Origin of the sequence: Blautia caccae, assembly GCF_040095955.1 — a bacterium.
In the GTDB taxonomy this organism is placed as follows: Bacteria; Bacillota; Clostridia; order Lachnospirales; family Lachnospiraceae; genus Blautia; species Blautia celeris.
Map to the genome: position 1 here is coordinate 150,110 of NZ_JBBMFP010000010.1, position 13,480 is coordinate 163,589.

At 48.2% G+C, this 13,480-nt stretch carries 12 protein-coding genes; 1 reads left to right on the plus strand and 11 read right to left on the minus strand.

Annotation, left to right across the window (positions count from 1 at the left end):
* Window positions 1-6 precede the first annotated feature (6 nt).
* The gene (locus WMO65_RS12950; protein ID WP_148392823.1) at window positions 7-927 is read right to left on the minus strand and encodes a carbohydrate ABC transporter permease; all 921 of its coding nucleotides are present in this window, start codon (window positions 925-927) and stop codon (window positions 7-9) included.
* Window positions 928-941: 14 nt separating this feature from the next.
* Entirely contained in the window at window positions 942-1,850 is a 909-nt protein-coding gene (locus WMO65_RS12955) for an ABC transporter permease subunit (RefSeq protein ID WP_148392822.1), read from the minus strand.
* 295 nt (window positions 1,851-2,145) lie between these two features.
* On the opposite strand from WMO65_RS12955, the gene WMO65_RS12960 reads away from it, so the two are divergent.
* Entirely contained in the window at window positions 2,146-2,748 is a 603-nt protein-coding gene (locus WMO65_RS12960) for a YesL family protein (protein ID WP_148392821.1), read from the plus strand.
* 57 nt (window positions 2,749-2,805) lie between these two features.
* Here WMO65_RS12960 and larB read toward each other — a convergent pair whose 3' ends face one another.
* The 9 genes from larB to WMO65_RS13005 all read right to left on the minus strand — a co-directional run bounded on the left by larB (window position 2,806) and on the right by WMO65_RS13005 (window position 13,141).
* Window positions 2,806-3,552, minus strand: a complete 747-nt coding sequence (gene larB, locus WMO65_RS12965) for a nickel pincer cofactor biosynthesis protein LarB (RefSeq protein WP_033141423.1) — start codon at window positions 3,550-3,552, stop codon at window positions 2,806-2,808.
* 13 nt (window positions 3,553-3,565) lie between these two features.
* A complete protein-coding gene (asnA, locus tag WMO65_RS12970; protein WP_033141424.1) occupies window positions 3,566-4,573 on the minus strand; it encodes an aspartate--ammonia ligase in 1,008 nt (335 codons plus the stop codon).
* 173 nt (window positions 4,574-4,746) lie between these two features.
* A complete protein-coding gene (locus tag WMO65_RS12975; protein ID WP_148392820.1) occupies window positions 4,747-6,087 on the minus strand; it encodes an MATE family efflux transporter in 1,341 nt (446 codons plus the stop codon).
* A gap of 113 nt (window positions 6,088-6,200) precedes the next feature.
* Window positions 6,201-7,715 (minus strand): arabinosylfuranosidase ArfA, encoded by a 1,515-nt coding sequence (arfA, locus tag WMO65_RS12980; protein WP_033141426.1) that lies wholly within the window; start codon window positions 7,713-7,715, stop codon window positions 6,201-6,203.
* A gap of 87 nt (window positions 7,716-7,802) precedes the next feature.
* Window positions 7,803-8,663, minus strand: coding sequence for a carbohydrate ABC transporter permease (locus tag WMO65_RS12985; RefSeq protein ID WP_033141427.1), 861 nt, complete (start codon window positions 8,661-8,663; stop codon window positions 7,803-7,805).
* A gap of 1 nt (window position 8,664) precedes the next feature.
* Window positions 8,665-9,558, minus strand: coding sequence for a carbohydrate ABC transporter permease (locus tag WMO65_RS12990; RefSeq protein WP_148392819.1), 894 nt, complete (start codon window positions 9,556-9,558; stop codon window positions 8,665-8,667).
* Between the two features lie 78 nt (window positions 9,559-9,636).
* Entirely contained in the window at window positions 9,637-11,001 is a 1,365-nt protein-coding gene (locus tag WMO65_RS12995) for an ABC transporter substrate-binding protein (protein ID WP_033141429.1), read from the minus strand.
* 24 nt (window positions 11,002-11,025) lie between these two features.
* Window positions 11,026-11,154 carry a hypothetical protein gene (locus tag WMO65_RS13000; protein ID WP_255611035.1) on the minus strand — a complete coding sequence of 43 codons (129 nt, stop codon included), beginning with the start codon at window positions 11,152-11,154 and terminating at the stop codon, window positions 11,026-11,028.
* Between the two features lie 34 nt (window positions 11,155-11,188).
* Complete coding sequence (locus WMO65_RS13005; RefSeq protein ID WP_148392818.1) at window positions 11,189-13,141, minus strand: glycoside hydrolase family 127 protein; 1,953 nt, start codon at window positions 13,139-13,141, stop codon at window positions 11,189-11,191.
* Window positions 13,142-13,480: the final 339 nt, after the last annotated feature.

Sequence of the window (13,480 nt, forward strand, 5' to 3'; positions counted from 1 at the left end):
CTCCTCTCATCCTTTCACAGATCCAATCATGATTCCTTTTACAAAGAACCTCTGGAACACAGGATAAACAAATAATATTGGAAGCACCACGATTACGGATACTGTCATGCGAATAGACGTCGGCGTCTGCTGTGTGGCAAGTGTCATCGCATTTATGGCGCCAGTGCCATTATTCCGCACCATAGCGGCCAGGGAACTGGCCTGGTTAATATATGTATACAGAAGATACTGCAGGGAGTACAACTTCTGATCGGTTATGTAAAGGAGGGTATCCTGAAAAGAATTCCACTGTCCCACCGCCGAGAAGATTGCGACTGTAGCCAGTATCGGTTTTGCTGTGGGCAGGATGATCTTCCCGAATATTGTGAAGATTCCGGCTCCATCAATCTCCGCTGCCTCCTGCAGGGATTTTGGCATGGACTCAATATAAGTTTTCACAAGTATGATATTGAACGGCTGTACAATGGCCGGGATCACATATACCCAAAAGGTATTCGTCAGATGCAGTGTCTGCATGGTGATGAACATGGGTATCAAACCGGCATTGAAATACATGGTGATCACAAAGAACCTGTACCAGAATTTTCTGTGCCATAATCTCTCCTGTGTAAACATAAATCCCAAAAATGCTGAGGCTAGTACCGTACAAGCAGTTCCCAGCACAGTCCTTCCAAGGGAAACCAAAGCCGCTGTAGACAGTCCGTCCAGCATGAGTACCTGCCTGTAATTATCAAAGTGAACCGATTTCGGCAGGAAATTGATCAGACCGTTGGAGCTCAGGTCATTGGCACTTATGGTGTTGACGATCATATAGTAAAACGGATAGACACAAATCAGAGTAATTATGAGAAATACCAGATAATTCACAATCTGGAATACCATATCACCCGGTTTTATCTTTCTGCGCTTTTTCACATCTGCCTTCATAAAACTTCCCCCTTCTAAATGATAGACTCTCCGCGAGTCTTCTTGGAAACCAGGTTAACAAGTACCAGAAGGGTAACGCTGATAATACTTTTCAGCATACTGATTGCAGTAGCCAGTGACAAGCTGCTCCCTGTCATACCTATATTATACACGTAAAGATCCAACACCTGAATATGTTCTTTATTGAAAGAGTTCTGGAACACATAATACTGGTCCATGCCATTATTCAGGAAGTTGGCTACCGACATCATGAGCAGTACAAAAAACGTGGGCATAAGTGCAGGCAGCGTAATATTTCGCATTAACTGGAACCTGTTGGCACCATCCACTCTCGCGGCCTCATAGAGCTCCGCGTCAATGCCGGCAATCGCTGCCAGATACATAATGGCCCCCCAGCCGAGCCCTTTCCAAAGATTCCAAAGTGTCATCCACAGATATGTATGGGCATCGCTGTCCAAAAAACGGATGGGTGAGGTAATGATGCCCAGATTCTGCAGCAGAGTATTTACCATACCGCTGTCTGTGAAAAGGCTGAATGCCACAGAATACACAAGCACCCAGCTTATGAAATTGGGAAGGGTGGTCAGGGTCTGTACCAGATTCTTGAACCATTTGCATTTGATCTCATTCAGGAAAACAGCAAATCCTATGGGCAGCATGGATGTGAGGATTCCCAGCAGGCTCATGGCAAATGTGTTCTTCATTACCTGCACCATCTGTGCAACCTGTGTTTTGTTGGCAAAAAGAGTTTTGAACCACTTCAAGCCTACAAAATCACATTGTGACAATTTAAGCGGAGGCTTATAATCAAACAGCGCATAGATCCATCCGTGCAGTGGAAAGTAAGAGAACAGGAAGCTCAGTATAATGAACGGTACAATGCAGTAGAACAGCCTGCGGCTCTGGGTAGATGATTTTCTCATTCTTTCTATCTCCTTCTATTTTATTTTGCTGCAGCTTATCTTCAAGTCACGATTATTGTAACATTCTATGTTTTGCCGGAATACCGTCCAAATCGGACTGCTGATATGGAGAAAATCATATTTTTACAGGTGTTTTTGGCAAATCTCTATTTTGTTCTGTATTTTATCTCGATTCTTTTCTATAGTTTTTTGGCCGGTTCTCCCCTACTATGAATTCAGTAACCGGAACAGTCTAAAAAACCACTCCCGGCAGACTCTAATACAATAAATACCTGTTAAGGTAAAGGAGGTTTCTATGAAATTCAACATTGACAGTCCTGTTTTTCAATTTCTGGGCACGCTTGCTGATTTTACATTACTCAATCTTGTCTTCCTGGTAAGCTGTATCCCTGTGGTCACGATCGGTCCTGCCGTATGTGCTCTCTTCTCAGTTGTCCTTGGGGAGGTCAGAGGAGAACATGGCGATATGGTCCGCACATATATGCGCGCTGTGAAGGAGAACTTCAGATCCTCCTGCTTTCTGGCTCTTTTCTACTTTATTACCGGCGCCCTGCTGCTGTTTCATTTCGCCTTCTGGCTGCAGATGAATACATGGATGGGAAATGCTGTGCTGGTGCTCCTTACATTCTGTACAGCCTTATATGTCCTTTCCCTGATGTACGCCTTTGCGCTGAATGCCCGCTTTGAAAATCCTATCAGGAGAACGCTTAAGAATGCGGTACTGCTGGCACTCTCAAATCCAAAGCAGACCGTTCTCCTGCTTCTTATGGCGGCCGCCACAGTGCTTCTATTTTATGTCAACCCGTTTTTCCGTATCCTTCTTGTACTTTTCGGCAGTTCTTTTCTGGCATACTGTCAGGCTTTTCCGCTCACCAGGGTCTTCAGAAAATATGAATAAACACACAGAAAAAGGACACCTCAGCCGAAGTGTCCTTTTTCTGTATAAAATCATATTTTATTTTCTGCATATCAGCCGGTTTATCTGGGCTCCCATATATCCTCCTCCGAACCCATTGTCTATATTCACCACCGAAATCCCTTCCGCACAGGAATTCAGCATGGTCAGAAGGGCTGACAGTCCGCCGAAGTTGGCTCCATATCCTATGGAGGTGGGCACTGCAATGACCGGCACCTCCACAAGGCCGGCAACCACACCGGCCAGGGCGCCCTCCATTCCGGCCACGGCCACAATGGCGTTGGCGTGGCGCAGACGGTCCTGCTGGGAGAGAAGGCGGTGGATTCCCGCTACACCTACATCGTAAATACGCTCCACATTGGCGCCAAAATACTCTGCGGTCCTGGCTGCCTCCTCGGCCACCGGAATGTCGGACGTACCGCCGGTACAGACAGCCACGCATCCCTCTTTTGCCGCATTCTCCTTCTCAATGACAAGGATATGGGAAAGGGGGTCGTACTGTACCTGGGGAAGTACCTCCTTCACAGCAAGATACTGGTCCTCTCTGGCTCTTGTGCCCAGGACACAGCCGTCCTGCTGGTAAAAATGCTGATAAATGCCTACCAGGTGGTCCGTGGCTTTTCCGGAACAGAACACTACTTCACCGAACCCGGAACGGATTCTGCGGTGATGGTCAAGCTTTGCATAGCCCAGGTCCTCGTAAGGTATCTTTTCCAGCATTTGCTCCGCGGTTTCAAGAGACATCTCTCCGCTTTTCACCTGGAGCAGTATATTTTGAATATCCATATATCTTTCCTCTTTATAAGATTTCAACACCGGCATTGCTGCAGGCAGTCAGGGTAGCTTCGTCCCAGATGGAGGACTGTACCTCTCCCACATGTACCTTCTGCAGAAGAAGCATGCACACCCTGGACTGGCCGATGCCGCCGCCGATAGTGAGGGGCAGTTCGTTGTTTAAAAGCATTTTGTGGAAAGTCAGGTTCCTGCGCTCATTGCATCCGGCTTTATCAAGCTGTTCACTGAGGGTTTTGGCATCCACACGGATTCCCATGGATGAAATCTCCATGGCACACTGCAGAGGCTCATGCCAGAACAACAGGTCACCGTTTAATTTCCAGTCATCATAGTCCGGTGCCCGGCCGTCATGCTTTTCCCCTGATTTTAACAGGTCACCGATCTGCATGATGAAGATCGTCTTCTTCTCCCTGGCGTAGGCGTTCTCCCTCTCCTTCGGCGTCAGGTCAGGATACATATCCTCCAGTTCCTGGGAAGTGATGAAGGACACCTCACGGCACAGCTCTGTGTCCAGGTTTTCATAGTGGTATTTCACCTCTTCCAGCGCGTTGCAGATGGAGTTCACGATTCTGGTCACCGTATCCTTCAGATAATCCAGGTTCCTGTCTTCCGCTGTGATGATCTTTTCCCAGTCCCACTGGTCCACATACGCGGAGTGCAGATTGTCAAGCTCCTCATCCCTTCGGATGGCGTTCATATCGCAGAGGATTCCTTTTCCCACATGAAAATCATAGCGGTAAAGGGCCATACGTTTCCATTTTGCCAGGGAATGCACGACCTGGGCATTCATATTTGCATCCGGGATATCAAATGTTACAGGGCGCTCCACACCGTTCAGATCATCATTCAGACCGGAAGCCGGATCTACGAAAACCGGCGCTGTCACTCTTTTCAGATTTAAAGCCAAACATAGTTTCTTCTGCATCAGATTCTTGATGATACCAATCGCTTCCTGTGTCTCATAGCTGGATAAGCATGAATGATACTTCTCTGGTATTGTTACTTTTCCCATGTCTCTTTCCTCCCGTTTTTTATGTTCTATGGAATGTCTGCATCTGCCCGTTTTCGGCGGATAACAACTGTTTTTTATTTTATTATAAAAAAGCAGTGTTGTAAATAGTCAATTCCCTCATCAGCTTACTGTCCGCTCCGTGTCCGGCGGGACAGCGGCGTGTGAGCAGCATCTTAATCAAACCGCCGTATCCGCTTTCTGTACGCACCTATGAGGATCACCATGGCGCCCAGCCAGGCACCTGTCTCGGCAAAATAGATGCCCTCTTTTCCTATTATAAGGGGCAGAAGGAGCGCAATAAGGATTCTCATGACCAGCTCCGCGATTCCGGAGCACATGGGAATGAGGGTATCACCCATGCCCTGCAGGGCGGAGCGGTAAATATGGAGCAGATAGAGAATGATCAGTGTTGCCCCCATGACCGCCAGATAATTATATGCAATGGTCAGCACTTCTGATGCATTGGATGCCTCCGGGGAGATAAATATTTTCAGGATACTGCGCCCGAAAAGGAGAAGCACAGCACCGATGGCAACTGCGATCCCTATGGATATCTTCGCTGAGGCACGGACACCTTCCTTGATTCTGCCGTATTTCCCTGCCCCCAGGTTCTGTCCCACAAAGGAGGATGTGGCGTAGCCAAAGGAGACTGCCGCCAGCTCCAGAAGACCGTACAGCTTGTTGGTTGCCGTAAAACCGGCTACATATAAAAGGCCGAATCCGTTGATGACATACTGGATGACAATGCCTCCGAAACCGATGATCACATTCTGGAATGCCACGGGTATGCCAAGGCCCAGCAGATGCCCTGCCATCTCCCAATCCCATTTCCAGTCCGCTTTTTCTATATTCCAGATACCGTACTTTTTAAGCTGCCAAAAGCAGATGGCGCCTGAACATACCTGGGCCAGCACAGTTCCCAGCGCTGCGCCCTCCACGCCCCAGTGAAATACCAGGACAAAGATAAGGTCCAGGATAATATTAACGGCAGAAGCTCCTATCATGGCCCGCAGCGGCGTCTGGCTGTCCCCCATGGCCCGCAGGATACCGGAGCAGATATTGTAAAGAGCCGTTGCCACCAGTCCGAACATGAGGATCAGCAGATAATTATGGGCCGGCTGGCGGATATTATCCGGCACACGAAGCAGGCCAAGCAGGCGGGACAGATTGCCGATGAACAGAGCCATGATCAGCAGAGTGATCAGGCTTCCCGTCCACACGGACATTGCCACTGCCTTTTTCAGGCGTTTTTCATCTTTTGCCCCGAAGCACTGGGCAATGAGTACGGAAAAGCCCTGGGCCACGCCTGTGATCCCTCCCATGGCCGTAAAACTCAGCCAGTCTGAAGTTCCAAGGGCTGCAAGAGCCTCCACACCCACGCCGCGCCCTACAATGACACTGTCCATCACGGTATATAGCTGCTGGAATACGTTTCCCAGCATGAGGGGAAGGGCAAAGGAAACGATGATACCTGCCGGCTTCCCGCTTGTCATATCTCTTGTCTTTTGTCTCATCACATTCTCCTCTTTCACCTGTGCCCGGTACAAAAAAACGCACAGCCTGTAATGTTGTATTATATCACTTTTACAGGCTGTGCGGTAGACATTATTCGATTCTGTTTTTCACTCTATTTCCCCAGACGTATCACATTCCAGGATGCTTTTTTCAGTACACTGGTCATGACGCCGTCATCCAGGCTGCTGCGGTTATCCGCATTGGCGGGAGCGACTTTTTCCATTCCCAGGCCGTTGACTGCTTTCAGGTCTTCATTTTCCAGAACGATGTGTTCCAGGATACGGTATCCCTCAAAGCTTCTCACATCTGTGCTAAGTTCCACATCTTCCTCCAGGTTACGATTCACGGCAAAGATGGTCACCTCATCTGCCTCCTCATTGTAGACAGCTACAGATTCCACGTCAGTGATCTCATCGTGTTTTGCCGTGGCATGTTTTGTACTGTTCATAACAGGCAGAAGAGCCACACCGCGTCCGTATTTGGATGCGTGCATAAACGGATAGAAAATGGTCTGTTTCCAGGCGCCGCCTGCGGCATCTGTCATGATGGGTGCGATCACGTTCACAAGCTGCGCAAGGCATGCCATCTTCACACGGTCTGCGTGTCTGATCAAAGTGATGAGCATCAGGCCCACCAACAGGGCATCCTCGAAGTTGTAGATATCCTCCAGCATGGGCGGTGCCACCTGCCACGGATGGTTCTCTGTGATGTCATCATCCGCCGCGTTGGAGTGGAACCATACATTCCATTCATCAAAGCTCAGATTCATAACCTTCTTACTACGTTTTTTAGCCTTTACATAGTCACAGGTGGAAATGATGGTGCGGATGAAATCATCCATATCATCTGACTGTGCCAGAAAATCATTGCTGTCATCATCCCGGTTTCCGTAATACTGATGCATGGAGATATAATCCACGTAGTCATATGTATGGGAAAGTGTAACTGCCTCCCAGTCAGGGAATGTAGGCATATCCCGGTTGGAGCTTCCGCAGGATACCAGCTCAATAGACGGGTCGATCAGGCGCATTGCCTTTGCGGTCTCCTCAGCCAGACGTCCGTACTCCTCCATGGTCTTATGACCGATCTGCCAGGGGCCGTCCATCTCATTTCCCAGGCACCATACTTTGATGTTGTGCGGGTCTTTCACTCCGTGTCTGACACGCATATCACTGTATTTTGTTCCTGACGGGTGGTTGCAGTATTCCAGCAGATTGCAGGCATCGGAGATCCCCCTTGTGCCCAGGTTCACTGCCATCATCACCTCTGAGTTCACCTGTTTTGCCCATTTTGAAAATTCGTTGAGGCCAACCTCATTTTTCTCCAGGCTTCTCCAGGCCAGTTCCAGGCGGTTTGGACGTTCCTCCACCGGACCTACGGAATCCTCCCAGTAGAAATTGGAGACAAAGTTTCCGCCCGGATAGCGGATGATGGGTACGTCCAGCTCCTTTACAAGCTGTACCACGTCCTGACGGAATCCGTCCTTGTCCGCAGCCGGATGTCCCGGCTGATAGATGCCTTCGTACACGGCACGTCCCAGATGCTCAATGAAGGAACCGTAAATCCTCTTGTCCACAGGTGCGATACGGAATTCCTTGTCCAGCACCATCTTTGCACGTCTGCTCATAAAATCAAATCCTCCTAAAATAAGTCATGTACTATGGGGTAATTATAACACTTGTATGGAAGTCCGGTAAACTTGTGCTTTCCCTTGTCACTCTTTTACAGCGCCGGCTGTCATACCTTCGATGAAATACTTCTGGAAGCATACGAACAGGATGAAGATCGGCACAATGGAGAAGAAGGAACCCACTACCAGCAGGCTGTAATTATCTCCGTAAGGGTTGATCAGGGTGTTCAGACCAAGGGTCAGCGTATACTTTTCAGAAGAACGAATCACCAGCAGCGGCCACAGGTAGTTGTTCCATGCATTCATACCATTTAAAATAGCCATTGCGGCAAAAGCCGGCTTCATGATCGGAATGATCAGTTTGAAGAAAATACCGTACTCTGTGGCACCGTCAATACGTCCTGCTTCTATCAGAGACTTCGGCAGCCCCAGCAGATACTGCCTGAAGAAGAAGATGGTTGACGCGTGAGCCAGGAAGGGAAGCACAATTGCTCCGTAATTATCCATCATTCCCCAGCTTGAGATCTGTTTGTACAGAGGAAGCATAACAACTTCCAGAGGAATGGAGAGGATGATCAGTACGATCACAAAGAGTACCTGTCTTCCTTTAAATTCATAGGCCGCAAACCCGTATGCCACGAACGCGCTGATGAGCAGCGTGAGCACCACTGTGATCACGGTCAGGATGATACTGTTCGTAAACCAGGTCCAGTAATCATGGGAGCCTGTGAACAGAAGCACATAGTTGTCCAGGTTCATGACAGAAAAATCCAGGTCCAGATTCAGCCCATACTGAAGCAGATGTCCGCCCGGCTTAAAGCTTGCCAGAAATATGGCATAGATGGGCAGGATGATCAGAACAGCCAGGATGGTAAAAAGGACGAGCAGACCTGCTGTGGCAAATCTGTCTTTTTTTCTTCTTGCTTCGTTTTTATCCATAGCCATATCAGCGTTCCTCCTTCTTGAATGTTCCGGTCACGGTAAGCTGAATCAGGTTGACGATCATGACCACGATCAGCAAGACCAGACCAACGGCACAGGCATAACCCATAGCCCGTTTTTCAATACCCTGGCGGTACAGATATCCCACAATGGTAAGACCGATATTCTGCGGTGAGTTGTTTCCCTTCCATAACATGTAGCTTTCCAGGAACATGGACAGACCTGCATAGATACTGATGGTCAGCACGTATACGGTTGTTGGTTTCACAAGCGGAAAGGAGATTTTTTTGAACTGCTGCCATTTGGACGCACCGTCTATGGATGCTGCCTCGTATAAATCCGTGGAAATACTCTGTAATCCGGCAAGGAAATAGAGAATATTTACACCGGTCCATCTCCAGCAGGCTACCAGAAGCAGTGCAAAATATCCGGTCCACTGGCCTTTCAGCCATTTGATGGGGGAATGTCCGAACAATTCAATCACGCGGTTTGCCAAAGCTGTATCCATTTCTCCGAAGATCAGACGGAAAATGGTACCTGCAACAACGACGGATGTCAGCGCCGGCAGGAAATAAATGGATTTGAAAAATCCGGGTTTTTTCATTAATTTACTGTTCAGAAGACTTGCAAATAAAAGCGGGAACGGAATCAGCAGCGCGCAGGTTCCGATCATATATTTTACACTGTTCCAAACTGCCTTCAGGAAAATCTTATCAGACAGAAGCCTCTCATAGTTTTTTAATCCTACCCATTTATCTTTTAACACATCCTGAAAGCTTAAAAGTACGCCGTTTCCAATCGGGAAAATCCAGAATAACAGTACCGTAAGTACAAACGGCAAGACAAACACGTAAGGAGCTGCTTTCTGTGAGTAAAAGAATTTTTTCACTTTGTTCATTTTATACTCCTTTCTCTCTCCTCCAACAAAACTGCAGCCTGACCCGACGGTCAGGCCGCAGCGATAACTTATGAATTTTTATTCAGCAAATTCGTTCTCTAAGGAATCCTGTGCATCATCAAGAGCTGTCTTCACATCTGCGTCAGATTCAAAAATATCGTTCAGTGTAACGGTACAGAAGGTGTTGTTTACAGACGGCATTTTCTCGTCTGTATAGCATTTCAGAAGGCCGATGCCGTCAGCCAGTTCGTTCAGTGTGTCAAATGGTTTTGTATTGAAATACTGGATAAATGCATTGTCCGGGTTCTCTGTAATGGCTGTGTCTGTCCAGAGAGCTGTGTTGACCGGATCAAATCCCAATACATTCCATACTTCCTCGTTGGCTGTCTCGGAAAGTTTGATATAAGCAAATACTTCTGCTGCCAGGTCTGCGTTCTCACTGCCTGCCACAACTGCGGTACCTGTTCCGCCGCCGCCGATGGTCTTAACCGCGTCGTTGTCACCCCATACCGGAGGAGCTGCGATGGCTACTTTGCCTTTCAGGTCTGTCATGTAGCTTGTGTAACGGCTTGTCTGCCAGAACGGCATGATAGCTGCTGCCACATCACCGGAGTTGAATAACGGATATGCTTCCTCATTGTCCGGCTGTCCGCCTGCGATGGTATCCAGGGCGCCTGCTGCCTGCATGTCTTTCATATACTGTAAGCACTCTACCATTTTGTCATTGTTTACATCCAGCTTGCCGTCCTCTGTCATGTAGTCTCCGCCCTTCTGAGCCAGCATCAGGTTCAGAGTCCACTGTGCTGTTGTCTCAGCTGCCGCGAAGGTTTTTCCTGTAGCTTCTTTGTATTTCTCACCTGCTGCTTTGAAGTCATCCCAGGTCTTGATCGTGGTGTAATCAACGCCTGCTGCGTCAAGAGCCTCTGTGTTGTAGAAAGCAACGGTTGTTCCTACATGAGTGGGCAGTCCGTAATATTTTCCGTCCTTGGAGTATAAGTCAAGTCTGGACTCAACCACGTTCTCTTTGTAAGGTGCGATCACATCAGATAAGTCTTTCAGTCCGACTTCGCCTGTCATGAATGCCGGGAATTTACCTAACTCAATATCAACTACGTCGGGAGCACCCTCGCCGGATTCCAGAGCCAGAGATAATTTGTTGTGCATATCATCATATGCCATATTGGAAAGAACCAGTTTTACTTTCTTGTCCGGATTTTCCTCATTCCATTTCTCTGCCATATTTGTATAGAAATCCTGGTGATTCTCAATGAATGTCCAGACAGTAAGTGTGGTGACATCATCACCTTCCACTTCCATCTCTCTTTTACCTGTCTCCTTGGTGCTGCTCTCTTTTGCGTCGTCTCCGCCTTTGGATCCGCATCCTGCTAACATAGTGCCGATCATGGCTGCGCTGAGTAATGCTGCTAAAACCTTCTTCTTCATTGTTGTTGCCTCCGTTTCTTAATATTATAGATGCTTTGTAACTTTCAGTGTCTCCACAGCTCCGGGCAAAAGTCCATGTAAGATCGTCTTTCGTGATGTGATTTTCACCTGGCTGTGAAGCGCTGTCGCTGAATCGTTACGTTCCTTTATCAAATCAGAGGATTTCTCCCTCTGTATGATACAAATGTTACAGCAGTTCTTTGATCCAAACCAGCATCTCGCCGGTTGTACGGTTGCCCCAGTGGCAATAGGGAACTGCTTTTAATTCAATATCTTCAAGTTCTGTCTTACATTCCCGGTATAAGGTATCGTCATCCCAGCAGGACTCTGTTATTTTCTTACCCTTCAGGCAGATCACAGTGGTTCCGCCCAGAAGCTTCGGTTCATAATGCTCTGACAGTTCCTGTCCCGTATCCACAAAAACAGATGCCAGGTTGCTGCCGTTGTCCGTCTCCTCCAGACAATACACAAGGGGCCCTCTCATAAGTGCTGCCTTGCCGCTGTCTGCCCGTACTTTTGGGTTTGCGTGGACAAATCTTGGTTTTATGTCAAATTTCAGGGTGATCTCTTCCTGCTCCAGCTCACCGCTTATGAGCAGGTAGCCCTTCTCTGTCTTTGGCTCTCTGATCTTTTCACCGTTTCGGAATACACAGTAGGTTTTCACCCAGCCGGGAATCCTAAGTGCCAGGGTTCCTGTTGTCTTGTGCTCCGGGTGAAGACTTATGTTCACTGTGCCGTCATCCAGATATCCGCTGTCAATCTTTACGCTGCATTTTACACCGTTTATGACAGTCTGCGCCTCGTTGGAGACGTATAAGTTTATGTACAGCGAATCCTTTCCCTTTCCGTACAGGTATTGCCCCAGGGATGCCAGCGTTCTGGCTATGTTTGGCGGGCAGCATGCCACGCCGAACCATTTCTGCCGCACAGGCTTTACATGTTCCTTTGAAGTTCTCTCCAGGCAATTGTCCGGCCATACCTCCAGAGGGTTTACATAGAAGAAGCTCCTGCCGTCCATGGCGATTCCCGCCAGGACCGTGTTATAGAGTGCTGTCTCCGCCACATCCATATATTTTGCTTCCCCTGTGATCTCGGCCATCCTTCTGCCGAACAGCGCCAGGCCGATGGATGCACAGGATTCTGAGTAGTTACAGTCATTCGGCAGGTCATAATCCGTGGTAAAACGTTCCAGAAGCCCGGAAGAACCTATGCCTCCTGTGATGAACATTCTCTTCTTCACCATATTGTCCCACAGGGTTCTGCAGGCATCCAGCAGGGATTCATCCCGGTACTCGTATGCCAGGTCTGCCATGGCACAGTACAGATATACGGCACGCACTGCGTGTCCCTCGGCGGTCTTCTGTTCCCTGACCGGAAGGTGGGATTGTGAGTATGCCGGGCTGTAATCCTTGAATTCCGGGAAGATCTGCCGGTATTTCTCACCTTTTTCCTCCTGGAAGAAGTAATTCTCCCCCACACCTCTCTGCTCTACAAAATATTTGGATACCTCCAGATATCTTTTCTCTCCTGTTGCCCGGTAGAGCTTCACCAGTGCCAGTTCCACCTCCGGATGTCCCGGATAGCCGTGGCACTGTCCCTCATCCGGACCGAACTTTTCACAGATAACATCCGCAAACCTGGATACGATCTTCAGAAACGCGTCCTTGCCTGTGGCTTCATAATAGGCAACAGCAGCTTCTATCATATGTCCCGCTGTGTATAGCTCATGCCCTTCTTTCAGGTTTGACCATCTGCGATCCGGCTCCTGAATGGTGTAATAGGTATTCAGGTATCCGTCAGGACACTGGGCCTTACCGATCAACTTAATCGTTTCATCAGCCAGACTTTCCAGCATCTCATCCCTTCCGCCGGAAGCCAGGGTGAACGCGGCGGCTTCCAGCCACTTTGCCACATCCGTATCCTGGAAAACAGCTCCCTGAAAGGTGCCTTTCTCCTCGCCGGCGGCGATTCTGAAGTTTTTGATGCAGTGGCTTGGCTCTGCATCCGGTACATTGTCATTCAGTGTTTCCCATTGGTAAGGGAGAATCACATCTTTTACCAGCCGGATATATTTACCCCAGAACGCGTCCTCTATCCTTATGTCACCAAGAGGCAGGGACTGTAATTTCTCACCGTTCATACTTGCTCTCCCTTCATATCTCTTTCCTTGCTCCGGTCAGCCCGGAGCATTTCGCCCTCAGATCATTGGCTGCTCGTCCTTTGATGAGGTTTTTGTTATTAAACGTTTAAGCGTACATCTTTTCCATCACTCTTATTTTGTTTCGGATATCCGCCTGTTTTATTTTTTCTGAGCCATTCCTGCTGTTTTAGTTATTTTTACTCAGCGGCTCTGTGTGTTTTTCTCTTTTATAGACCACTTTTCAGATGTTTTCAAGTTTGTTAATTCAGATATATTTCCATTAATCTCTATTCTAAATCACTTATTCTCTGTTTTTCTCGTTTTTACTCTTATTTTAAA

What these genes read in the sequence shown, in the direction of transcription:
- WMO65_RS12955 (WP_148392822.1), bottom strand. Translation starts at nt 1,850, where the DNA reads ATGAGAAAATCATCTACCCAGAGCCGCAGGCTGTTCTACTGCATTGTA.
- WMO65_RS12975 (WP_148392820.1), bottom strand. Translation starts at nt 6,087, where the DNA reads ATGAGACAAAAGACAAGAGATATGACAAGCGGGAAGCCGGCAGGTATC.
- WMO65_RS12985 (WP_033141427.1), bottom strand. Translation starts at nt 8,663, where the DNA reads ATGGCTATGGATAAAAACGAAGCAAGAAGAAAAAAAGACAGATTTGCC.
- larB (WP_033141423.1), bottom strand. Translation starts at nt 3,552, where the DNA reads ATGGATATTCAAAATATACTGCTCCAGGTGAAAAGCGGAGAGATGTCT.
- WMO65_RS12990 (WP_148392819.1), bottom strand. Translation starts at nt 9,558, where the DNA reads ATGAACAAAGTGAAAAAATTCTTTTACTCACAGAAAGCAGCTCCTTAC.
- WMO65_RS12950 (WP_148392823.1), bottom strand. Translation starts at nt 927, where the DNA reads ATGAAGGCAGATGTGAAAAAGCGCAGAAAGATAAAACCGGGTGATATG.
- WMO65_RS13005 (WP_148392818.1), bottom strand. Translation starts at nt 13,141, where the DNA reads ATGAACGGTGAGAAATTACAGTCCCTGCCTCTTGGTGACATAAGGATA.
- WMO65_RS12960 (WP_148392821.1), top strand. Translation starts at nt 2,146, where the DNA reads ATGAAATTCAACATTGACAGTCCTGTTTTTCAATTTCTGGGCACGCTT.
- WMO65_RS12995 (WP_033141429.1), bottom strand. Translation starts at nt 11,001, where the DNA reads ATGAAGAAGAAGGTTTTAGCAGCATTACTCAGCGCAGCCATGATCGGC.
- asnA (WP_033141424.1), bottom strand. Translation starts at nt 4,573, where the DNA reads ATGGGAAAAGTAACAATACCAGAGAAGTATCATTCATGCTTATCCAGC.
- arfA (WP_033141426.1), bottom strand. Translation starts at nt 7,715, where the DNA reads ATGAGCAGACGTGCAAAGATGGTGCTGGACAAGGAATTCCGTATCGCA.